17 protein-coding genes and 1 pseudogene are annotated in these 22,457 nt (G+C 72.1%); 10 read left to right on the top strand and 8 right to left on the bottom strand.

What is annotated here, in order from left to right:
- Window positions 1–40 precede the first annotated feature (40 nt).
- Window positions 41–178, bottom strand: a complete 138-nt coding sequence (locus tag ACF1A5_RS30325) for a hypothetical protein (RefSeq protein ID WP_392196076.1) — start codon at window positions 176–178, stop codon at window positions 41–43.
- On the opposite strand from ACF1A5_RS30325, the gene ACF1A5_RS30320 reads away from it, so the two are divergent.
- The 4 genes and pseudogenes from ACF1A5_RS30320 to ACF1A5_RS30305 form a co-directional block, all read left to right on the top strand.
- Window positions 168–1,556: an ABC transporter substrate-binding protein gene (locus ACF1A5_RS30320; RefSeq protein WP_392196075.1), complete on the top strand. Its 1,389-nt coding sequence runs from the start codon at window positions 168–170 to the stop codon at window positions 1,554–1,556. The genes ACF1A5_RS30325 and ACF1A5_RS30320 overlap by 11 nt on opposite strands.
- A 45-nt stretch (window positions 1,557–1,601) precedes the next feature.
- Complete coding sequence (locus tag ACF1A5_RS30315) at window positions 1,602–2,954, top strand: carbohydrate ABC transporter permease (RefSeq protein WP_392196074.1); 1,353 nt, start codon at window positions 1,602–1,604, stop codon at window positions 2,952–2,954.
- The gene (locus tag ACF1A5_RS30310) at window positions 2,951–3,862 is read left to right on the top strand and encodes a carbohydrate ABC transporter permease (RefSeq protein WP_392196073.1); all 912 of its coding nucleotides are present in this window, start codon (window positions 2,951–2,953) and stop codon (window positions 3,860–3,862) included. Before ACF1A5_RS30315 ends, ACF1A5_RS30310 begins: the two co-directional genes overlap by 4 nt.
- 206 nt (window positions 3,863–4,068) lie before the next feature.
- A pseudogene (locus ACF1A5_RS30305) lies at window positions 4,069–4,841 on the top strand (glycosyltransferase); the annotation flags it as partial.
- A 199-nt stretch (window positions 4,842–5,040) separates the two neighbouring features.
- Here ACF1A5_RS30305 and ACF1A5_RS30300 read toward each other — a convergent pair.
- Window positions 5,041–5,454: an organic hydroperoxide resistance protein gene (locus ACF1A5_RS30300; protein ID WP_356189642.1), complete on the bottom strand. Its 414-nt coding sequence runs from the start codon at window positions 5,452–5,454 to the stop codon at window positions 5,041–5,043.
- A 146-nt stretch (window positions 5,455–5,600) separates the two neighbouring features.
- On the opposite strand from ACF1A5_RS30300, the gene ACF1A5_RS30295 reads away from it, so the two are divergent.
- The 4 genes from ACF1A5_RS30295 to galE all read left to right on the top strand — a co-directional run bounded on the left by ACF1A5_RS30295 (window position 5,601) and on the right by galE (window position 10,180).
- A complete protein-coding gene (locus ACF1A5_RS30295) occupies window positions 5,601–6,104 on the top strand; it encodes a MarR family winged helix-turn-helix transcriptional regulator (protein WP_392196072.1) in 504 nt (167 codons plus the stop codon).
- Window positions 6,105–6,166: 62 nt separating this feature from the next.
- Entirely contained in the window at window positions 6,167–7,453 is a 1,287-nt protein-coding gene (locus tag ACF1A5_RS30290; RefSeq protein WP_392196071.1) for a glycosyltransferase 87 family protein, read from the top strand.
- A gap of 44 nt (window positions 7,454–7,497) precedes the next feature.
- Window positions 7,498–9,099: a glycosyltransferase family 2 protein gene (locus ACF1A5_RS30285; RefSeq protein WP_392196107.1), complete on the top strand. Its 1,602-nt coding sequence runs from the start codon at window positions 7,498–7,500 to the stop codon at window positions 9,097–9,099.
- Window positions 9,100–9,199: 100 nt separating this feature from the next.
- Window positions 9,200–10,180 (top strand): UDP-glucose 4-epimerase GalE, encoded by a 981-nt coding sequence (gene galE, locus ACF1A5_RS30280; protein WP_392196070.1) that lies wholly within the window; start codon window positions 9,200–9,202, stop codon window positions 10,178–10,180.
- A 36-nt stretch (window positions 10,181–10,216) separates the two neighbouring features.
- Here the strand turns inward: galE and ACF1A5_RS30275 are convergent, their stop codons facing one another.
- The gene (locus tag ACF1A5_RS30275) at window positions 10,217–10,855 is read right to left on the bottom strand and encodes a TetR/AcrR family transcriptional regulator (RefSeq protein ID WP_392196069.1); all 639 of its coding nucleotides are present in this window, start codon (window positions 10,853–10,855) and stop codon (window positions 10,217–10,219) included.
- Between the two features lie 172 nt (window positions 10,856–11,027).
- Between ACF1A5_RS30275 and ACF1A5_RS30270 the strand changes: the two genes are divergently transcribed.
- Both ACF1A5_RS30270 and ACF1A5_RS30265 read left to right on the top strand, forming a co-directional pair.
- Window positions 11,028–11,939: an ABC transporter permease gene (locus tag ACF1A5_RS30270; protein ID WP_392196068.1), complete on the top strand. Its 912-nt coding sequence runs from the start codon at window positions 11,028–11,030 to the stop codon at window positions 11,937–11,939.
- A complete protein-coding gene (locus ACF1A5_RS30265) occupies window positions 11,932–12,774 on the top strand; it encodes an ABC transporter ATP-binding protein (protein WP_392196067.1) in 843 nt (280 codons plus the stop codon). The genes ACF1A5_RS30270 and ACF1A5_RS30265 overlap by 8 nt, the downstream gene beginning before the upstream one ends.
- Before the next feature lie 25 nt (window positions 12,775–12,799).
- Here the strand turns inward: ACF1A5_RS30265 and ACF1A5_RS30260 are convergent, their stop codons facing one another.
- The 5 genes from ACF1A5_RS30260 to ACF1A5_RS30240 form a co-directional block, all read right to left on the bottom strand.
- Window positions 12,800–14,230, bottom strand: coding sequence for a hypothetical protein (locus ACF1A5_RS30260; protein ID WP_392196066.1), 1,431 nt, complete (start codon window positions 14,228–14,230; stop codon window positions 12,800–12,802).
- A 61-nt stretch (window positions 14,231–14,291) separates the two neighbouring features.
- Window positions 14,292–14,792: a GtrA family protein gene (locus tag ACF1A5_RS30255; RefSeq protein ID WP_392196065.1), complete on the bottom strand. Its 501-nt coding sequence runs from the start codon at window positions 14,790–14,792 to the stop codon at window positions 14,292–14,294.
- 189 nt (window positions 14,793–14,981) lie between these two features.
- Window positions 14,982–19,910 carry an NAD-glutamate dehydrogenase gene (locus ACF1A5_RS30250; protein WP_392196064.1) on the bottom strand — a complete coding sequence of 1,643 codons (4,929 nt, stop codon included), beginning with the start codon at window positions 19,908–19,910 and terminating at the stop codon, window positions 14,982–14,984.
- A 1,115-nt stretch (window positions 19,911–21,025) separates the two neighbouring features.
- Window positions 21,026–21,691 (bottom strand): HAD family hydrolase, encoded by a 666-nt coding sequence (locus tag ACF1A5_RS30245; protein WP_392196063.1) that lies wholly within the window; start codon window positions 21,689–21,691, stop codon window positions 21,026–21,028.
- Between the two features lie 84 nt (window positions 21,692–21,775).
- Window positions 21,776–22,291, bottom strand: coding sequence for a DUF6912 family protein (locus ACF1A5_RS30240; RefSeq protein ID WP_392196062.1), 516 nt, complete (start codon window positions 22,289–22,291; stop codon window positions 21,776–21,778).
- Window positions 22,292–22,457: the final 166 nt, after the last annotated feature.

Below are 22,457 nucleotides of genomic sequence, written 5' to 3'. Positions count from 1 at the left end.
GTGCGCCGCTCCCCGCTCCGGCCGGGGACCGAACGTACCGTCACGACGTGGTCACGATCGTCCACTTGACAGTGTGGGCGCTCTTGCAGACCGCCGGAGCCCGGGCGTAGACCAGATCGCACGGGACAGCGCTCGGACGTTCGACGAGGACGAAGAACGGGGCAGTGATGCGCAGCACGAGCAGCACCATCCGGACACACAGGGCCGCCAGGACAGCGTCGGCCGTCGCGGCGGGAGCGCTGGCGTTCTCGCTGGCCGCGTGCGGCGGAAGCGGCGACAAGAAGAGCGACGGCGACGGGAGCAGCAAGGGCACGGAGACCGGCGCCACGGTCACCCTCCCGAAGCTGAACGGCACGACCCTGGAGGTCGCCGCCGTCTGGACCGGCGCCGAGCAGGCCAACTTCAAGAAGGTCCTCGCGGAGTTCGAGAAGCGCACGGGCGCCAAGGTCACCTTCGTCCCCGCCCAGGACCCGATCATCAACTTCCTCGGCTCGAAGATCGCGGGCGGCCAGCCGCCGGACGTCGCGCTGCTCCCGCAGCCCGGAGCGATCAAGCAGGCGGTCGACAAGAAGTGGGCCAAGCCCCTCGGCGCCGAGGCGCGGGCCCAGCTCGCCAAGAACTACTCGCAGGGCTGGCAGGACATCGGCACGGTGGGCGGCAAGCAGTACGGCGTCTACTACAAGGCCGCCAACAAGTCGCTGATCTGGTACAACGCGCAGGTCTTCGAGAACGCGGGCGCCCAGGAGCCCAAGACCTGGAAGGACCTGCTGTCCACCGCGCAGAAGGTCTACGACTCCGGTGTCACCCCGTTCTCGGTGGGCGGCGCCGACGGCTGGACGCTCACCGACTGGTTCGAGAACGTCTACCTCTCCCAGGCGGGCCCGGAGAAGTACGACCAGCTCGCCCAGCACAAGATCAAGTGGACGGACCCGTCCGTGAAGGACGCGCTGACCACGCTGGCGCAGATCTGGGGCAGGAAGGACTATCTCGCGGGCGGCCCGGACGGCGCGCTGCAGACCGAGTTCCCCGCGTCCGTCACCCAGACCTTCACCGGCGGCGACCAGCCGAAGGCCGGCATGGTCTACGAGGGCGACTTCGTGCAGGTCAACATCGGTGAGACCAAGGCGAAGGTGGGCACGGGCGCGAAGGTGTTCCCGTTCCCTGCCGTGGGCGGCACCGCACCGGTGGTCTCCGGCGGCGACGCGGCCGTGGTCCTGAAGGACTCCAAGGCGGCGCAGGCTCTGGTCACCTTCCTCGCCTCGCCGGACGCCGCGACGATCCAGGCGAAGCTCGGCGGCTACCTCTCCCCGAACAAGAACGTGCCGGACTCGGCGTACCCGAACGCGGTCCAGCAGAGGATCGCCAAGGCGCTGATCGCGTCGGGCGACTCCTTCCGCTTCGACATGTCCGACCAGGCCCCGCAGGCCTTCGGCGGCACGCCCGGCAAGGGCGAGTGGAAGGACCTCCAGGACTTCCTGAAGAACCCGAAGGACGTCGCGGGCACCCAGGCGAAGCTGGAGAAGGACGCCGCGGCCGCGTACGGGAGCGGGAGCTGATCCCGCGATGACCCGGCTCCACGACGGACACGGGACGGTGCGGTGATGACGTCGGCAGCGGCGGAGGGCGTGGCCAGGACACCGGCGACGCCCTCCGCCCCCCGGCGGCGCAAGAGCGTGACCGGCACCCGCAGGACCGTGGCGGCGCTCTTCCTGCTGCCCGCCCTGGTGCTGCTCGGCGCGCTCGTGGTCTACCCGATCGGGTACTCGATCGTCCGCAGCTTCTACGACTCCTCCGGCGGCGGCTTCGCCGGGTTCGACAACTACAAGGCCCTGTTCACCGACGACGGCATCCGCACCGCACTGAAGAACAACATCATCTGGGTGGTGTTCGCGCCGGCCGTCTCCACCGCGCTCGGCCTGATCTTCGCGGTGCTCACCGAACGGGTGCGCTGGGGCACGGCGTTCAAGCTGGTCGTCTTCATGCCGATGGCGATCTCGATGCTGGCGGCCGGGATCATCTTCCGGCTGGTGTACGACCAGGATCCCGACAAGGGCGTGGCGAACGCGGTGTGGGTCGGCGTCCACGACACCTTCGCCCAGTCCTCTGCGTTCCCCAAGGCCCACCCCGGCCGGAAGTCCCCGCTCACGCCCGAGGGGGGCGGCTTCGTCACCACCGGCCCGGTGCACACGGGCGAGTCGGTCGCCCTGCCGCTCGTCGGCGTCGCGCCCGACCAGATGCCCGACAGCGCCCGGAAGGCCGCGCGGGCCCGCCCCGAACCGGGGAAGATCACCGGCACCACCTGGCAGGACTTCACGCGCGGCAAGGGGGTCGGGACGCTCGGCGCGGTCGACCCGTCCGAGCTGGGCTACGCCGGGATGCGGATCGAGGCGGTCAGGGACGGCACGGTGGTGGCGTCGGCGAAGGCCGCCGCCGACGGCACGTTCACCCTGCCCGCGGCGGCCGACGGGGCCCGGCTGCGGCTCCCGGCGGCCAACTTCAGGGCGCCGTACAACGGGGTGGACTGGCTGGGCCCGTCCCTGGTCACGCCGGCCATCATCGGGTCGTACGTGTGGATGTGGGCCGGTTTCGCGATGGTGCTGATCGCGGCCGGGCTCGCGGGCGTGCCCCGGGAACTGCTGGAGGCGGCCCGGGTGGACGGCGCCAACGAGTGGCAGGTGTTCCGCAGGGTCACGGTGCCCCTGCTGGCGCCGGTGCTCGCGGTCGTCGCCGTCACGCTGATGATCAACGTGCTGAAGGTCTTCGACCTGGTCTTCATCATCGCCCCGGGCTCCTCCCAGGACGACGCCAACGTGCTGGCGCTGGAGCTGTACCGCAAGGGCTTCTCGGAGGGCCGGCCGGGCATCGCCAGCGCCATCGCGGTGTTCCTGCTGCTGCTGGTGATCCCGGTGATGCTGTTCAACATGCGCAGGTTGAGGCGGGAGGTGCGGCGATGACGGCCGAGGCCGAGGGCCGCTCCGCGGCGACCGCCGCGCCGGCGGCGGTGCGGGCGAAGGAGTCTCTGGGGTCGCGGCTGGCGGACGCCGTCAGCGGCGGCGCGGTCCGGGCGTTCCTGATCGTGGTGGGCCTGTTCTGGCTGGTGCCGACGATCGGGCTGCTGCTGTCGTCACTGCGCTCGCCGGAGGACATGAGCGGCAGCGGCTGGTGGACCGTCTTCACCAAGCCCTCCCAACTCACCTTCGACAGCTACCAGAAGCTGCTGGAGAACGGCGACATCACCGGCTCCCTGGTGAACACCGTGCTGATCACGGTCCCGGCGACGGTCCTGGTGGTCGTGGTCGGCGCGCTCGCGGGCTACGCGTTCGCGTGGATGGAGTTCCCGGGCCGCGACTGGTGGTTCCTCGCCGTGGTCGGTCTGCTGGTGGTGCCGGTGCAGGTGGCGCTCATCCCGATCGCCGAACTGTTCGGGAACATCGGCCTGTTCGGCACGATCTTCGGAGTGGTCCTCTTCCACACCGGCTTCGGCCTGCCCTTCGCGGTGTTCCTGCTGCGGAACTTCTTCGCGGAGATCCCCCGGGAGCTGCTGGAGGCGGCCCGGCTCGACGGGGCCGGCGAACTGCGCCTGTTCGCCCGGGTGGTGCTGCCGCTCGGCGGTCCCGCGATCGCGAGTCTCGCCATCTTCCAGTTCCTGTGGGTGTGGAACGACATGCTGGTGGCGCTGGTGTTCACCAAGTCCGGCACACAGCCGATCACGGTCGCCCTGCAGACGCAGGTACGCCAGTTCGGCAACAACATCGACGTGCTGGCGCCGGGCGCCTTCATCTCGATGGTCATCCCGCTGGCCGTGTTCTTCGCGTTCCAGCGGCAGTTCGTGTCCGGCGTGATGGCGGGCGCGGTCAAGTGAGCGGGACAGCGGGCAAGTGACCGGACCGGCGGACAGGTAGGCGGGACGGCGGTCGAGCGGGCGGGAGACGGTGGAGGGGCGGGCCGGCACCGGCTCGCCCCTCGCCGTTCACCCGGGCACCCCCCACATGCCGGAGAGACCGTAACCAATTCACTCCATCGGCCGTTTCCGGGCAAGACGTCAGCGCGCCGCCCCTTGGATGTCCCTTGCCCAGGTTCAGTGTCATCGTTCCCGTGTATCAGGTTCAGGCGTACCTGCACGCGTGCCTGGAGTCGGTGCTGTCCCAGTCGTTCATGGACCTGGAACTGATCGCCGTCGACGACTGCTCGCCCGACGCCTGCGGCGCGATCATCGAGGAGTTCGCGGCCCGCGACCCGCGCGTCCGGCCCGTCCACCTGCCCGGGAACCAGGGCTTGGGTGTCCTCGCCCGTCTCGACCGGCGCCCCGGCCTGGCGCGGTGGTGGCCGGTGCTGTTCCGCCGCATGGTCGACCACTTCACGACCGTGTTCACCCGGCCCGGCCGGCTGCCCCGCGGCTGCCGCGCCGGGTTGCGCCGGGCCCGTGCCTACTACCGCCGCTACCGCACCGGCGGCGTCCCCGTGCCGCCCCGTTCGCGGCTGCGCCACGCGCTGGTGCGGCTGGGTCCGCACCGCACGTTCCGCGGGCTGCAGCGGGCGATGGCGCTCCGCCGCAGGGCGGCGAAGGTCACCGCCAAGTCGCTGCGCGCGCTGCGGGCCGCCCTCCTCCAGCTGCACCACCGCGTCCGACTGTGCCTTCCGCGGCGCGCCGACCGGGCCGTGTTCGGCGTGCACTGGGGGCGCGGGCACCGTTGCAACCGGGCGCGCTGGAGGCCGCGTTCGCGCCGCACGTCCGCACGGCGTGGGTCGCCCGCCCCGAGCACCACCGCACGATCCCGGCCGGCACCCGCCCCATCACCCCGAACACGGCCGCCTGCTGGACGGCGCCGGCCTGCTCCAGGTAGCTGGTCGACGACGTCGACTTCGACCACCGCCTGATCGAGCGGCGGGGCCAGGCTGGTGGGAACTCCTGGTGCCGGATGGGCACACGATGAGGTGAACCGGCCGTCGTGCGATGCCCCTCGATGAGGTGACACCGGGAGCGGGCGCGGCCCGGCGGCGTCGGGCCGTGGGCCGCGATGCCGCCGGGCCGTGGGGGTGTCACTCGACGACGAGCTCGACCGGGATGTTGCCGCGGGTGGCGTTGGAGTAGGGGCAGACCTGGTGGGCCTGCTCGACCAGCTTGCGGCCGGTGGCCTCGTCCACGGAGCCGGGCAGCTCGATGCGGAGGGTGACGGCGAGCCCGAAGCCCTCGCCCTGCTTGCCGATGCCGACCTCGCCGGTGACGGCGGCGTCGCTCACGTCCACCTTCGCCTGCCGGCCGACCAGGCCGAGGGCGCTGGCGAAGCAGGCGGCGTACCCGGCGGCGAAGAGCTGCTCGGGGTTGGTGCCCTGCCCGTTGCCGCCGAGCTCCACCGGAGGGGCCAGCTGCACGTCCAGCTTGCCGTCGGAGGTGAAGGCGCGGCCCTCGCGGCCGTGGGTGGCGGTGGCGACGGCGGTGTAGAGCGCGTCCATGGAAAACCATCCCTCTCGATGCGTCGGGTGCGTGTCCGGGCGGCGGGTCCGCGGTCTCACGGCCGGGCCGCCGCCCTACGACCACGAGTAGAGCACACAATTAAGTTGTGCACAACCAAATTGCTCGCCCGAGCTACTCTGGAGCCATGAACACCGAGGTCCCCCGGTCCGCGCCCGAGGAGGACTGGCTGCGCCTGGACGGCCAGATCTGCTTCTCCCTGCACGCCGCCTCACGCGCCTTCAACGGGGTCTACCGCGTCCTGCTCAAGGAGCTGGGCCTCACCTATCCGCAGTACCTGGTGATGCTGGTGCTGTGGGAGCACGGCGAGACGCCTGTGAAGAGGCTGGGCGAGCACCTGCGCCTGGACTCCGGCACCCTGTCCCCGCTGCTCAAGCGGCTGGAGGCGGCCGGACTGGTGCGACGCGAGCGCAGCGCGCGGGACGAGCGGTCGGTCCAGGTGCGCCTGACGGCGGAGGGCGCCGCCCTGCGGGAGCGCGCGAGCGAGGTGCCGCGCCGGATCGTCTCGGCGACCGGCTTCACCCTCGACGAGATCCGCGACCTGCGCACCCGCCTCGACCGGCTCACCTCGGCACTGGACGCGGCGGCACTCGACGCGGCGGCACTGGAGGAGACCCCGGGCCGGCCGTGAACCCCCGCCAGCTCCGTGTATGAACCGGATTGCGTCATTCATACCGCTTATCATCCGCGGTGATGAGTCCCTTCCAGAGCGTGACGCCGGCCCGCACCCGCGTGCCGACGAGACACCGCCTCCCCGCCCTGGCGGCCGTCTGGCTCGTCACCCGTACCGCCATGCTGGCGCTGCTCGCCCACAACACCCTGCCCCTGCTGGGCCGGGGCGCGGTGGCCCGCGAGGTCTGGAAGCTGTACCAGCACTGGTACGTCGTGCTGTCGCACGGCGCCTTCCCGGCGCACGACACGGTGTGGCAGTACCCGCCCGGCGCCGGGGCGGTGCTGCTGTCGCCCGCGCTGCTGCCGGGCCTGACGTACTTCCAGGCGTTCGTCGCACTCACCCTCGTCACCGACGCGGTGGTCGCGGTGGCCCTGGCCCGCGCGGGCACGCGCCCCGGCCGCAGCCTGCGCGGGGCCGGCTACTGGACGCTGGGGCTGCCGCTCCTGCTGCACGTCCCGCTGGCCCGGTACGACGTGCAGGTCACCGCCCTGGCCGTGCTGTCCCTGCTGGCCCTGACGCGCTTCCCGCGGGCGGGCGCCGCGCTGGCCGCGCTGGGCGCGCTGGTGAAGGTGTGGCCGGCCCTGGTGCTGCTGGGGGCGCCGCCGGGCCGCGCCACCCGGTCGGCGTGGCTGTGGGCGGCCGTCACCGGGGCCGTCTCCTTCGCGGCGTTCGCCGCCCTCTTCCGCAACCCGTTCGCCTTCGCGCGGCAGCAGGGCGGCCGGGGCGTGCAGATCGAGTCGTTCGGCGGCACGGCGCTGGCCCTCGCCACGCACGCGGGCTGGCCGGGCCGGGTCCGGTACCGGTACGGGGCCCTGGAGTTCACCGGACCGCACGTCGCCGCCGTGGCACATCTCTCACTCGCCCTGACGGCGGCGGCCCTCGCGCTGCTGGTGCTGTGGCGGCTGCGGGCCCGGCGCCGGACGCCCGCGACGCCGTACGACGCCGCGCTGAGCGCGGTGCTGCTCTTCACCGTCACCAGCCGGGTGATCAGCCCGCAGTACATGGTCTGGCTGCTGGGCCTGGCCGCGGTCTGCCTGACCTCGCGGGCGACCACGCAACGCCCGGTGGCCGCGCTGGTCGCCCTGGCGAGCGCGGTCAGCGTCGTCGCCTACCCGACCCTTTACCACGAGGTGGCAAGCTGCACTTGGACCGGCTGCGCGCTGATGCTGACGCGCAACGGACTGCTGGCCTCCGCCGCGGTAACCTCTTTCGTCCGGTTGTGGCGATCGACGAAACTGGTGCCGCTGCCGGGGGAACCCGAGAGGGAATCCAACCGTCTTCCGCACGGGGCACTAAGCCCCTCTTAACGGGAAATTACCTACCACACCTACCCTTCCGGCCCGTGGACTCCATGCACCCGCACCCCCAGCAGGCACCACACGTCAGCGTCGTCGTCATCGGATATGACGACGTCGCCCACATCGCCGACGCTGTGCGTTCGGCGCTCGCGCAGGGCCCAGCGGTCCGCGAGGTCGTCGCCGTGGACGACTGTTCGTCGGACGGCACCTTCGAGCTGCTCACCCGCCTCGCCGGGACGGAGCCGAAGCTGCGGGTGATCCGGCGCGAGAGCAACAGCGGCGGCTGCGGCAGCCCCCGCAACACCGGCATCGACGCGGTGACGTCGCCGTACGTGATGTTCCTCGACAGCGACGACGTACTGCCGCCCGGCGCGGTGGACGCGCTGCTCGCGGCGGCCGTGAAGGAGCACGCGGAGGTGGCCGGCGGCCTGTGCGTGCGCCGCGAACTGCCCTCCGGGCGCGAAGTGCCCTGGCAGGACCGCCTGTACACCGAGAACACCGTGCTCGCCCGCCCGGCGGAACTGCCGCGCCTGGTGCACGACACCCTGTGCGTCAACAAGCTGTACCGCAGCGACTTCCTGCGCGAGCACGACATCCGCTTCCCCGAAGGCCGCTTCCCCTACGAGGACTTCGTCTTCACCGCGCGCGTGCTGGCCGCCGGCCCGCGCCTGGCCCTCGTCCCCGAGCAGGTGTACGTGTGGCACGTGCGCCGGTCCGCGGAACAGTTGTCCATCTCCCTGGACCGGGCGGGCATCGACAACTGGCGGGCGCGCATCGAGGCGTGCCGGACGGCGTACGAAATCCTGCTGAACGCCGGGCAGAAGGAGCTGGCGCGGGCCGCCCGGGCCAAGTTCCTCGACCACGAGCTGCGCATGTACGCACGGGAGTTGGACCTGCGCGACGCGGAGTACCGGAGCGCCTGGTGGACCCTCACCCGGGAGTACCTCACGGAGTACGACGCCGCTGATTGGGCGCTCAACCCCGCTGCTCCCGGCCGTCTGCTGGCCCGTGTCGTGCTGGCCTCCCCCGAACCGCGCGACCTGCCCCGCCTGCGGGAGCTGGCCGCCCGCCCGGCCCGCCTCTGCCCTCCCTACGTGCGCGCCGAGGACGGCACGCCGATCTGGTCGCGGGACCTGCCGCAGCTCACCCTGGAGCCGTATCTGACCCGCGCGGTGGAGCTGCTGCCGCTCGCCGTTGACGGGGAGCTGCGCCCGCGGACCGGGGACACCCGGCTGCGGCTGCGCCTGCACGAGATGTACGGGCGGCTGGCCGAGGCCGGTCCCGAGGCGCTGGAGGTGGAGTGGCGGCACCGCGAGAAGGGACGTACGGCCCAGCGCGCCACGCTCCCCCTGACGCCCGGCGCGGACGGGACCTGGTCCGCCGAGACGCCCGTGGACCTGGCCGCGCTGGGCGCCGGCACCTGGGACCTGCGGCTGCGCGTCCGCCTCGCCGACGGCACGGCCCGCGAGACGACGGCGCACGCGCGCACGGGCGACGGCCGGCTGCGGCGCAGCGCCGTGGCGTGCCTGCGGTACGGCGTTCTCCTGGTCCAGCCCTACGCCACCCACTCCGGCTCGCTCTCCGTGCGGGTGGCGGCCGGAGTGCGCGGGGTCGCCGACGTGCTCCGCAACCGGCTGCGGCGCCTGCTGCGCTGAGCCCGACCACGGGGAGCGACCCGACCAGCTGACCGAGAAACCGACCCGCGGATCTCCCGAACGGATCCCCGCGGGTCAACCGAGGAGGAGACGGCCGCACATGACCTGGCTGATCACCGGCGGCGCCGGTTACATCGGAGCGCACGTCGTCCGCGCGATGACGGAAGCGGGCGAGCGGGCGGTGGTGTACGACGACCTGTCCACCGGCATCGCCGAACGCGTCCCGGACGGGGTCCCGCTGGTGGTGGGCTCCACGCTGGACGGGGACCGGGTGGCGCGCGCCCTCGCCGAGCACGAGGTCACCGGCGTGGTCCACCTCGCCGCGAAGAAGCAGGTGGGCGAGTCGGTGGACCGGCCGCTGCACTACTACCGGGAGAACGTCGAGGGGCTGCGCGTCCTGCTGGAGGCGGTCACGGCGGCCGATGTCCCGTCGTTCGTGTTCTCCTCCTCGGCGGCCGTGTACGGGATGCCGGACGTGGACCTGGTCACGGAGGAGACTCCGTGCGCGCCCATGTCCCCGTACGGCGAGACCAAGCTCGCGGGCGAGTGGCTGGTCCGGGCGACGGGCCGCGCGACCGGCATGTCCACGGCGTCGCTGCGCTACTTCAACGTGGCGGGCGCGGCGAGCCCCGAACTGGCGGACGCCGGCGTCTTCAACCTGGTCCCGATGGTCTTCGAGAAGCTGACCGAGGACGCCGCCCCGCGCATCTTCGGCGACGACTACCCCACGCCCGACGGCACCTGCATCCGGGACTACATCCACGTGGTGGACCTGGCCGAGGCCCACGTGGCCACGGCCCGCGCCCTCCAGGCCAACCCCGGCCTCGACCTGACCCTGAACATCGGCCGCGGCGAGGGGGTCTCCGTCCGCGAGATGATCGACACGATCAACGCCGTCACCGGCTACGACCGCCCCCCGACGGTCACCCCGCGCCGCCCCGGCGACCCGGCCCGCGTCGTCGCCTCCGCCGACCGCATCGCCACCGAGCTCGGCTGGCACGCCAAGCGCGACGTCCAGGACATGATCACCTCGGCCTGGGACGGCTGGACCCACCACCACCCGGAGGCAGCCCGCCGGTGACGGCCCCGACGAGGGGTCACCGGGCCCGGCACGGCGTCAGAGCGCCTTGATGGCCTCCGCCGTGCCGCGGGCCAGGGCGTCCAGGTAGCCCTTGGGAAGCTTCGGGCTGCGGATGACGACCGCGCGCCAGTACAGGGGGCCCGAGATCAGGTCGAGCGCCAGGTCCTGGTCCGGGCCGGGACGGATCTCGCCGCGGCGCTCGGCCGCCGCGAGGATGCTGCTGGCCACGCTCTCCTGCCCGTCCCGCAGGGCCTTCTGCATGGCCTCCGCGATGTCGGGGTTGCGGGCCGCCTCCGCCTGGAGGTCGGGGATGATCTGTGAGGCCACCGGGTGGCGCAGCGCCCGGGACGTGACCTCGTACAGCAGCCGCAGGTCGGCCTCCAGGGAGCCGGTGTCCGGTGCGGGCAGGCCCTGCACCGCGAGCGCCGAGACGATGTCGAGCACCAGGTGCAGCTTGGAACGCCACCGCCGGTACACCGCGGTCTTGCCCACGCCCGCGCGCCGCGCGATCCCCTCGATGGACATGCGCGCGTAGCCGACGGCCGCGAGCTCCTCGAAGACGGCGGCCCGGATGGCCTCGGTCACGTCCTCGCGGAGCACGGCCGCCCCTGCGGGGGTCCGGCGGCGCGCGGGCGTCCGGGGCTGATCGGCGTTCGTCGTCATGCACTCCAGCATAGGGCGTTACGACGAAACGGTTGCGTTCCGACGTCGATCCGTCCTACGCTCACGTTGCGACGATACGGTCCCGTCCCGACGTAAGAAAACGTGAAGAGAACCGTAAGGAAACGGGCGACGCCACGGAACCGGACGCGCCCGCACCCCCACCCTCCGAGCGAAAGCAACGGATGTGAGCCAGGTCCTCCACACACCGCCCGCCCCGGCCCAGGCCGAGGACGACCTCGCGGCGCTCGCCGCACGCCACGGCCTGTCCGTCAGCGGCGCCCGCCCCTCCCTGCGCCAGTACGTCCGCCAGCTGTGGGCGCGGCGGCACTTCATCACCGCCTTCGCCACCGCCAAGCTCACCGCCCAGTACAGCCAGGCGAAGCTCGGCCAGATCTGGCAGGTGGCGACCCCCCTGCTGAACGCGGCGGTCTACTACTTCATCTTCGGCGTGCTCCTCGGCACCAGCCGGGGCGTCTCGGACTACATCCCGTTCCTGGTGACCGGCGTTTTCATCTGGACGTTCACCCAGAACTCGATCATGGCGGGCACCCGGGCGATCTCCGGGAACCTGGGCCTGGTGCGGGCCCTGCACTTCCCCCGGGCCGCGCTCCCGATCTCGTTCGCGCTCCAGCAGCTCCAGCAGCTGCTGTTCTCCATGGCCGCCTTGGTGGTCATCCTGCTCTGCTTCGGCATCCCGGTGAGCGTCTCCTGGCTGCTGATCGCGCCCGTGCTGTTCCTGCAGTTCGTCTTCAACTCGGGCGTCTCGATGATCATGGCCCGGATGGGCGCGAAGACGCCGGACATCGCGCAGCTGATGCCGTTCATCCTGCGCACCTGGATGTACGTCTCCGGCGTGATGTTCAGCATCGACAACACGCTGAAGCACAGCGGCATGCCGAACTCCGCGAAGGTGCTGCTGGAGTCGAACCCGGCCGCCGTCTACATCGACCTGATGCGGTTCGCGCTGATCGACAGCTTCAAGGCCCACCAGCTCCCGCACCACGTGTGGGCGTACGCGACGGGCTGGGCGCTTCTGGCCGGCGTCGGCGGGTTCATCTATTTCTGGAAGGCTGAGGAGACGTACGGCCGTGGCTGAGCAGACCATCGCACACAACGGCGGACCCGTACCCGCGGACGCCGCCGGCAGGATCCCCACCGTCATCGCCGACGGGGTGGACATCGTCTACCGGGTGTTCGGCACCGGCGCCGGCCGCGGTTCCGCGACCGCCGCGCTCAACCGCATCCTGCGGCCCAAGCAGGCGGAGAAGGCGGCCGGCGTGCGCCGGGTGCACGCGGTGAAGAAGGTCTCGTTCGTCGCCTACAAGGGCGAGGCGATCGGGCTGATCGGCACCAACGGCTCGGGCAAGTCCACCCTGCTGAAGGCCGTCGCCGGCCTGCTCCCGGTGGAGAACGGCGCCATCTACACCGACGGCCAGCCCTCCCTCCTCGGCGTGAACGCGGCCCTGATGAACGACCTGACCGGCGAGCGCAACGTCCACCTGGGCGGCCTGGCCATGGGCATGTCCCGCGAGCAGATCAGGGAGCGCTACCAGGACATCGTCGACTTCTCCGGCATCAACGAGAAGGGCGACTTCATCACCCTGCCGATGCGGACGTACTCCTCCGGCATGGGGGCCCGGCTGCGGTTCTCGATCGCCGCGGCCAAGGACCACGACGTGCTGCTCATCGACGAGGCGCTGGCCACCGGCGACCGCAGCTTCCAGAAGCGTTCCGAGGAGCGGATCCGCGAGCTGCGCCGGCACGCGGGCACGGTGTTCCTGGTCAGCCACAACAACAAGTCGATCCGCGACACCTGCGAGCGGGTGCTGTGGCTGGAGCGCGGGGAGCTGCGCATGGACGGGCCGACCGAGGAGGTCCTCCAGGCCTACGAGGCCTTCACCGGCGGTGGCGACAAGGCGAAGAAGGGCTAGCCACCGGCCTTTTCGTACGGGCCGGTCAGCGCAGCACGGCGTACAGCACCTCGCCGCCCGGCCCGTACGCCACCGCGCGCAGTCCGCCCTCCCCGGCGGTCCGGCCGCGGTCCAGGACCCAGCGCACCCCGTACATGCGCAGGATGTCCCGGCGCACCCCGCTCGGCGTCGCCGGCGCGAAGTAGCGTTCCACGGCCGCCTGCCGCCGGGCCTCGTCCGGCAGGAAGAAGTCCGGATAGCCGGGGGCGACCGTGTAGGCGCCGTAGGCCGGGATCACGCGGCTGGGCCAGGAACGGGCCATGACGACCTGCCCGTAGCGCACGTACGGCGTGATCCACTGGTATCCGGTCCACGGCGTGGTGTACCGCTCCGCCAGCTCCTTCGGCAGCGCCGCGCGCCCCACGACGTAACCGAGCACGCCGGCCTGGGTCCACGCCCCCACCGCGAGCGCGGCGGCGAAGGCCGCGGCCCACCGGATCCGGACTGCCCGCCGTCCGCCCTCGGCGACCTCCAGGGCGGCGGCGAGCTGGGCGGGGATCAGCGCGGCCGGCAGGGCACGCCCCCATGAGTAGTGACCGCTCGCCCAGCCCGCCGCGCACACCAGGGCGCCGAGCAGGAAGAAGAGCACCAGCGGGTCGCGCCGCGTCCGGCGCGCCCGCAGGGCCAGGGCCGCCACCCCGAGCAGCGCCAGCCAGTACCGGGCGAGGAAGTGCTCGTAGAGCGCCCGGTGCACCTCCTCCAGGTCGCCGCCGGCCGAGAACAGGGCGAAGAAGTCGTAGTACGGCCACAGCCACAGCGTCAGCACCCCGAGCGCCGCCGCGCCGGCGAGCCGCGGCCACAGCGCCCGCGCGGGCCGGACCGCGAGCACCGCCGCGACTCCGCCCAGCGTGGCGACGACCCCGGTGAACTGGTGGCAGAGCAGGATCAGCGCCCACAGCGCCCCGATCCCGAGCCAGCTCCCCCACCCGGCGGGCCCGCGCAGCGCCCGGGCCAGCCAGGCCCAGAAGTGGAAGGCGAGGCCGAGGGCGAGCACGCTCGGGTAGGACACCGTCAGCGCCAGGGAGTTGAGGGCGAGAAAGCCGCTCCAGTTGATGAGTTCCGTGCCCCACAGCAGGACCAGGCTCAGGACGGCCAGCGCGGGCGCGGCCCGGTGGGCGCTCAGCGTACGGACGTAGCGCCACACCCCGGTCGCCAGCAGCCCGAGTCCGGCCAGGGCGGCGAGCCGCAACACGTCGAAGACCGACCAGCCGGTCACCTCGGCGACGCAGCCGAGCAGCACCGTCCACGGCGAGTAGTACGGGCTCGGCGTGTCGGCGGCGACGAGCGGGTTGCCGGGGTGCAGGAGATCGTGACGCAGGCGCGCGACGGTCGCCGCGTGCATGCCGAGGTCGCCGGCCCAGGGCAGCCGCACGACCACCACGAGCAGCAGGACGGCGACGAGCGCGACGGCCGCCATGGGCGCGCGGGCTCCGCCGGCGAGGGCCGCCGACCGGGATACGGCCCGGGCGGCGGCCGCCTCAGGCGGCGCGGCGCGCATCGTGCGGGAACACCCAGGTGCGGTAGACGAGGAAGCGAAATGTGGAGGCCAGCACGATGGACAGCGCCTTCACGGCGTTCGACACCCAGGGGACGTCCAGGCCGAGTCCGTGGTACCCGGCGTAGAAGAGGCCGCTCTCCATGACGACGCCAAGTCCGCTGAAGAGGAAGTAGAGCGCGATCTGCCGGGGGGTGCGCGAGGACCGGTCACGGTAGGCGAAATACCGGAAGCCCAGGTAGTTGGTGCCCATGGCGACACCGCCGGCGAGCACGGTCGCGGCCATCGCGGGCCGGCCCAGGCCGTGCAGCAGCAGGTTGAAGACCAGGAAGTTGACGAGGACACCACTGCCGCCGACGACGGCGAATTTCACGACTTCGAGGACGACTCGCGCGACCGGCCGCCGCGCCGGCGCCCGGGGGATCGCGGTGATCCGCACGGGTGCGGTCGTGACCGGACGGCGATCGGTGAGATTCACAGGCACCCGGCGACTTTATCCGAATCATCCCGATTAGCAGGAAAAGGTAAATGTGCCGTGTGGCGCCGCGCGGGGCCCGTCCGGAGGACGGCATGAGAACGGTGTGAGGTCGGCCAGGAGACGGCGTGAGACGCCATGAGGGCGCCCCGGGCCGGTGCGGCCGGGGCGCCCTCGATGACGCGGAACGCGGTGCGGCTACGAGTGGGTGCGCAGCAGCGTACGCATCGTCCGCATCGCCACCGACAGGTTGGCGAGGTCGAACTCGTCCGAGCCGCGGATCTCCTCCAGGGTGGTGCGCGCCCGGGACAGCAGCGCCGCGTTCTTCTGCTCCCACACCTTGAAGCGCTGCTCCGGCGTGCAGCTGCCGTTGCCGGCCGCCAGGACGTCCGCGGTCAGCGCCGCGTGCGCCGCGTACAGGTCCTCGCGGATCGCCGCGCGGGCCATGGACTGCCAGCGGTCGGCGCGCGGCAGCTCGATGATGCGGTCCATCAGCTGGGTGATGCTGAGGCGGTCGGCGAGGTCGTAGTACACCTCGGCGACGTCCATCGGGTCCTTGCCCATCCGGTCGGCCACCGAGACGATGTCCAGCGCCGGGAAGGCGGACGAGAAGCCGGCCACCCGCGTGGCCACCTCGTCCGGGACCCCGGCCCCGGTCAGCTCGTCGTAGACCTGCTCGTACCACTCCAGGTCCGCGCCGCGCAGCAGCTTGGGCAGCTCGGACCAGACCTGCTCGACACGGTCGGCGAAGAACGCGACGGTGTCGGTGAGCTCCAGCGGCTGCGGCCGGTTGTTGAGCAGCCACCGCGTGCCGCGCTCCACCAGGCGGCGGGAGTGCAGCCGGATCCGGGTCTGCACATCGGCCTCGACCTTGTTGTCGAGGGCCTCGACCGCGTCCCACACCGGACCGGAGCGGAAGATCGCGCGGGCCACGGTCTGCGCCCGGACGATCTCCTCCAGCGAGGCGCCGGTCTCCTCGCGCAGCCGGTGCAGATAGGTCGTGCCGCCGGTGTTGACCGTGTCGTTGACCAGCACCGTCGTGGTGATCTCACGGCGCAGCGGGTGGCCGTCGATGCCTTCCGGGAACCGCTCGCGCAGCGCCGTCGGGAAGTAGGCGTGCAGCAGTCCGCGCAGGTACGGGTCGTCCGGCAGCGAGGTGTGCAGCAGCTCCTCGGCCACCGTGATCTTCGTGTACGCCAGCAGGACGGCCGTCTCCGGGCTGGTCAGGCCCTGGCCGAAGTTCAGCCGCTCACGGACCTGGCGGTCGGTGGGCAGGAACTCCAGTGCCCGGTCCAGGTGGCCCTCGCGCACCAGGTGCTTCATGAAGCGCTGCTGGGCGTGGAGCATGTCCTTGGACTGGGCGAGCGCGTTGGCGATCGCCGTGTTCTGCGCGTAGTTGTTGCGCAGCACCAGCGCGCCGACCTCGTCGGTCATCTCCGCGAGCAGCCTGTTGCGCTGCTTGACGGTCATGTCGCCGTCCGCGACCAGGCCGTTGAGCAGGATCTTGATGTTCACCTCGTGGTCGGAGGTGTCCACGCCCGCGCTGTTGTCGATGGCGTCCGTGTTGATCTTGCCGTTGTGGCGCGCGAACTCGATCCGGCCGAGCTGGGTCAGGCCCAGGTTGCCGCCCTCGCCCACGACCCGGACGCGCAGGTCGGCGCCGTCGACGCGGATGGCGTCGTTGGCCTTGTCGCCGACGTCCGCGTGGGACTCGGTGCTGGCCTTGACGTAGGTGCCGATGCCGCCGTTCCACAGCAGGTCCACCGGCGCCTTGAGGATCGCCCGCATCAGGTCGGCCGGGGTCAGCTTGGTGACGCCCGGCTCGATGCCGAGGGCCTCGCGGATGTGCCCGTTGACCGGGATGGCCTTGGCGCTCCGCGGGAACACCCCGCCGCCCGCCGACAACAGCCCCGTGTCGTAGTCGGCCCAGCTGGAGCGGGGCAGCTCGAACAGGCGGCGCCGCTCGGCGTAGGAGGTGGCCGCGTCCGGGTTCGGGTCGATGAAGATGTGCCGGTGGTCGAAGGCCGCCACCAGGCGGATGTGCTCCGACAGCAGCATGCCGTTGCCGAACACGTCACCGGACATGTCGCCGATGCCGACGACCGTGAAGTCCTCCGTCTGGGTGTCCACGCCCAGCTCCCGGAAGTGCCGCTTCACGGACTCCCAGGCGCCGCGGGCCGTGATCCCCATGCCCTTGTGGTCGTAGCCCGCGGAGCCGCCGGAGGCGAAGGCGTCGCCGAGCCAGAAGCCGTACGCCTCGGCGACCTCGTTGGCGATGTCCGAGAACGTCGCCGTGCCCTTGTCGGCCGCCACCACGAGATAGGTGTCGTCGCCGTCGTGCCGGACCACGTCCTTGGGCGGGACGACCTCCCCCGCGACCATGTTGTCGGTGATGTCGAGCAGCGCGGAGATGAACGTCCGGTAGCTGGCGACGCCCTCCGCCATCCAGGCGTCCCGGTCCACGCTCGGGTCCGGGAGCTGCTTGGCGACGAAGCCGCCCTTGGCGCCGACCGGCACGATGACGGTGTTCTTCACCATCTGCGCCTTGACCAGGCCGAGGATCTCGGTACGGAAGTCCTCGCGCCGGTCGGACCAGCGCAGGCCGCCTCGGGCGACCTTGCCGAAGCGCAGGTGCACGCCCTCGACCCGCGGCGAGTACACCCAGATCTCGTACGCCGGACGCGGCGCCGGCAGGTCCGGGATGGCCTGCGGGTCGAACTTCATGGAGACGTACGCGTGCGGGCCGCCGTCCGCCGCCGCCTGGAAGAAGTTGGTGCGCAGGGTCGCCTTGATGACGGTGAGGAAGGACCGCAGGATCCGGTCCTCGTCGAGCGAGGCCACCTGGTCGAGCGCCGCGTCGACCTCCTCCAGCAGCGCGTCCACCAGCTCGTGCCCGGCGCGCTGCCGCTCCGGCGCCATGCGCGCCTCGAACAGGGAGACCAGGAGGCGGGTGGTGTGGACGTTGTCGCGGAGGGTGTCCTCCATGTAGTCCTGGCTGAAGGTGGAGCCCGCCTGGCGCAGGTACTTGGCGTACGCGCGCAGCACCATCGCCTGCCGCCAGGTCAGCCCGGCGCTCAGCACCAGGGCGTTGAACCCGTCGTTCTCCGCCCGGCCGGTCCAGGCGGCCGCGAAGGCCTCCTGGAACCGCTCGCGGGCGTCGTCACCGAGGTAGTCGCCGGTGCCCGAGGCGGGCATCCGCAGGCCGAAGTCGTAGATCCACGCGGTCGTACGGTCGGCGCAGCGCAGTTCGTACGGCCGCTCGTCGGTGACCTCGACGCCGAGCCGGCTGAGCACCGGCAGGACGGCGGACAGGGAGACCGAGCCGCCCTTCTGGAAGATCTTGAAGCGGCGCTCCTCGGGCGCGGCGCCCACCGGCTCGTACAGGCTCAGGGCGAACGTCCGGTCGGCGTTCAGCCGCTCCAGGTGCACCAGGTCGGCCACCGCGGCGCGCGGGGAGTGGTCGGCCTTGTAGCCCTCGGGGAAGGCATTGTGGTAGCGGCGCAGCAGCTCGGCCGCGTGCTCCTCGCCGAGCTCGGCGGTCAGGGCCTCGGAGAAGGCGTCGGCCCAGGAGCGGGCGGCCTCCACCAGACGGGCCTCGATGCGCTCCTTGTCGCTGTCGGACAGCTGCGGCAGCTCGGTGCCCTGCGGGACCCGGACCACGAAGTGCAGCCGGGACAGGATCGACTCGGTGTTCCAGGCCGTGAAGTCGACGCTGATGCCACCGAGTTCCTCCTTGAGGATGTCGATGATCCGCAGCCGGACACCGGTGGTGTAGCGGTCGCGCGGGAGGTAGACCAGTGCCGAGTAGTAGCGGCCGTACTCGTCCTGGCGCAGGTACAGGCGCAGCCGCCGGCGCTCCTGCAGGTACAGCACGGAGGTGACGATGGCCTGCAGCTCGTCGGCCGGGGTCTGGAAGAGCTCGTCGCGCGGGTAGGTCTCGAGGATCTGCAGCAGGTCGCGACCGTCGTGGCTGTGGGGCGAGAAGCCGGCGCGCTCCAGGACCTCCTCGACCTTGCGCCGGATGACCGGAACCCGCCTCACCGATTCGGTGTACGCGGCGGACGAGAACAGGCCGAGGAAGCGGCGCTCGCCGATGACCTCGCCCTGCTCGTCGAACTTCTTGACGCCGATGTAGTCCAGGTACGAGGGCCGGTGCACGGTGGCGCGGCTGTTGGCCTTCGTCAGCACGAGCAGCTTGTGCTCGCGGGCCTTGGCGCGGGCGTCGGCGGGCAGCCGCTCGAAGGACGGGCTGACCGGGTGGGCGTCGTCACCGGCGTGGTGCGGGTCCGCGCGCAGTATGCCGAGCCCGGTGCCGGGCACGGCGGCCAGGCAGTCGTCCCCGCGCAGCTGGTACTCGCGGTAGCCGAGGAAGGTGAAGTGGTCGTCGGAGAGCCAGCGCAGCAGCTCGCGGGCCTCCTCGACGTCCTGCGCGCGCAGGTCGCCGGGCCTGGGCTCGCCGGGCAGCGCCTCTGCGAGGCGGATCGACGCGTCGCGCATCTTCTCCCAGTCCTCGACGGCCTCGCGGACGTCGGACAGGACACGCAGCAGGTCGGCGGTGATCTGCTTGAGGTCGGCGCGGTCGGTCTCGCGGTCGATCTCGACGTGGATCCAGGACTCGATGTGCGCGTCGTGCGGCAGCAACTCGCCCGTGGGCGGCTTCGGCAGCACCTCCAGGAGCTTGCCGGTGACGTCGCGGCGGACGACGAACTGCGGGTGGACGACGACGTGGATGCCCCGGCCCTGCCGGGTCAGCTCGTTGGTGACGGAGTCGACGAGGAACGGCATGTCGTCGGTGACGACCTCGACCACGGAGTGGCTGCACGTCCAGCCGTTCTCCTCGACGGTCGGGGTGTGCACCCGGACGTTGGCCGTGCCCTGCGGGCGGTTCTCAGCGAGACGGTAGTGGGAGAAAGCGGCTCCGAAGACGTCGACCGGGTCGCGGTCGGCGAGGTCCTCCGGGGCGGTGTGCAGGTAGTAGCGCTGGAGGAACGCGAGCACGGAATCCCGGTCCGGGGTGCCCTCGCCCGTCGTACCGGTCGGTAGGTTCCCCCCCACCGGACTGTTCTCAGCTACCCGGGCGGCCCTCTCGAGCAGCTCGGCCTTGGCTTCGTCCAGCTTGGTCTGCATTGTCCTCTGGCTCCTGTCGCGCGCCGTTGCGTGACGTAGAAGGAAGTACGGTCTCTTCCCCTTCGGCGTGACGCCTCGGCCCGGGGTGTCCGGTCCGTTCCGACGCTATGCCGCAAGGTGAGATGAGCGGGGGGTTGTCGGCCATTTTCGACCCGACCGATGCGTGTGACGCTGCTCTCGGCGGCGTTGGCATCTGGCCCTCGTGCGGCGTCCTGGGGGCCGTCGAGGACCCGTCCCGCCCGCGCGGACCAGCGAGTGCCGCCCGGTCACGGATGTCGTCCGTGCATGCCGGGCGCGGAGCGGAGGCGCCGGTGCCTCCGCGAGCTATCGCGCTGATCACGCCACAAGGCTATCGCTCCCGACGGGGGACCCGTCATGAGCCGTATGTGTACAAATACAGGGGTCGAACTTTGACGATCTGCACAGGGGCGGCGGAAGCGCAGGCGTCGTATCCGGGCCGGGCGCGTCCCGGCGGGGCGTCCCGGCGGGGCGCGGCGGCGCGCCCGGTCAGGTGCGGTGGGGCGGCCGGTCAGGTGCGGTGGGGCGCGCGGCCGGGCGCGGGCGGTTCGCGGGCGCGAGCCGGTCATGCGGCCGGGCGCGTCGCGCGAGCCGGTCATGCGGCCGGGCGCGTCGCGCGAGCCGGTCATGCGGGCGGGCGCGTCGTGCGAACCGGTCATGCGGGCAGGCGCGTCGCGCGAACCGGTCATGCGGCCGGGCGCGTCGTGCGAACCGGTCATGCGGGCAGGCGCGTCGCGCGAACCGGTCATGCGGGCAGGCGCGTCGTGCGAACCGGTCATGCGGGCAGGCGCGTCGTGCGAACCGGTCATGCGGCCGGGCGCGTCGTGCGAACCGGTCATGCGGGCAGGCGCGTCGCGCGAACCGGTCATGCGGCCGGGCGCGTCGTGCGAGCCGGTCCTACGGGCAGGCGCGTCGTGCGAGCCGGTACGGGCCTGGTACGCGGTCGGGCGCGGGCCGGTCGCGCGCTCAGACGCAGGCCGGTCGTACGGGCCTGGTGCGCGGCCAGGCGCGGGCCGGTCGCGCCTTGCGACGCAGGCCTGGTCGTGCGGGCCTGATGCCCGGGCCTGTGCAGGTCCGGGCGCGGGCCGGTCGCGCGCTCAGGCGGCGAGGCGTTGCGCCTCGGCGACGGCCTCCGCCAGGGTGTCCACCACCGGCACCCCCGCCTCCTCCAGGCTGGCCCGGCTGTGCGAACCGCCGGTGTACAGCACCGCCCGGGCCCCCGCGTGCCGCGCGGCCACCGCGTCGTCGGCCGCGTCGCCGATCACCACCGTGCGCTCGGCCCGCACCGCCCCGGCCAGGGCGCCGAGGTGGCGCACCATGTGCTCGGCCTTGCTGCCGCCGGACGGCCCCGTACGCCCGTCGACGCGCAGGAAGTGCGCCTCTATGCCGAAGCCCCGGACCAGGGGCACGAGGTCGTCGTGCCCGTACATGCTGAGGATCGACTGGCTGTGGCCTGCCGAGACCCAGCCCGTGATCAGCTCCACCGCGCCGTCGGTCAGCGCGCAGCGGACCCGGTGCTCGGTGTAGTACCGGTGGAAGACCTCGTCCATGATCAGCCACTCGGCGTCGGTCGGCAGCCGCCCCAACAGCCGCTCGTAGAACTTCGGCACCGGCACGCAGTACAGCGCCCGGTACTGCTCCAGCGTGATCGGTTCCAGGCCCAGCTCGGCGAAGGCCGCGTTCGTCGCCCCGATGATCGCCTCGTTGTCGTGGAACAGCGTGCCGTTCCAGTCCCAGACGATGTGCGCCCCTGACTTCCCCATGTCCAAGAACCTACCCCCCGCCCCCGACAAGCAAGAGAACGCCGGACGAGCGCACCGGGGCGGGCCCGGCGCACGGCCGGCGGCTCAGTCGCCGAGACCCACCAGGTTGGGGATCTCCTGCGTGGCGTACCACAGCAGCTCGTGGTCCTCGGCGCCGTCCACGACGAACTGCGCGTCGTCGTCGCCCCCGTCCGCAGCCTGGAGCGCCCCGGCCGCGGCGGCCACATCGGCCTCCGCGTCGCCGGCGTCGACGTGCACCGCCGCCGCCTTGGCCAGCGGCACGCTTCCGGCCACCCGCACCTCGCCGAGCGCCGCCGGGTCGAGCCCCCGGTCGGGGTCGACCGCGGCCGCGCCGTCGGGCACGTCGACCGCGACCACGACCCGGCGCCGCGGGGCGTCCGGGTCCGCCGCGAGCAGCCGCAGCGAGGCCAGTGCGGACCGGCTGAGCGCCGCGTACTCCAGCTCCTCGATGTCGTCGGAGACGTACCACTCGCGCAGGGCGGGCGTGACCGCGTACGCGACGAACGGTCCCGCGGCCAGCTCACCCGTCTTGTACGCCTCGGCGAGCCCGGGGAGGGTCAGGGGGACGTAGACGCGCATGGCTGGCCGCCTTCGTGGTCGGTGGGTTCCGCAGGGGCTCCGGGCGGCTGCGAACCCGCCTCCCGGACGCCCTTCAGGATACGTGCGGCCGTCCCCTTTCGGGTTCCCGGCCGCACCCCCGGACCCGTCCACCTCACGCCTCCGCCGTCACCCGGTACGCCCCCGT

This window comes from Streptomyces sp. NPDC014864 (assembly GCF_043081525.1).
Classification (GTDB): domain Bacteria; phylum Actinomycetota; class Actinomycetes; order Streptomycetales; family Streptomycetaceae; genus Streptomyces.
This window is presented reverse-complemented; position numbering and strand designations above follow the sequence as displayed.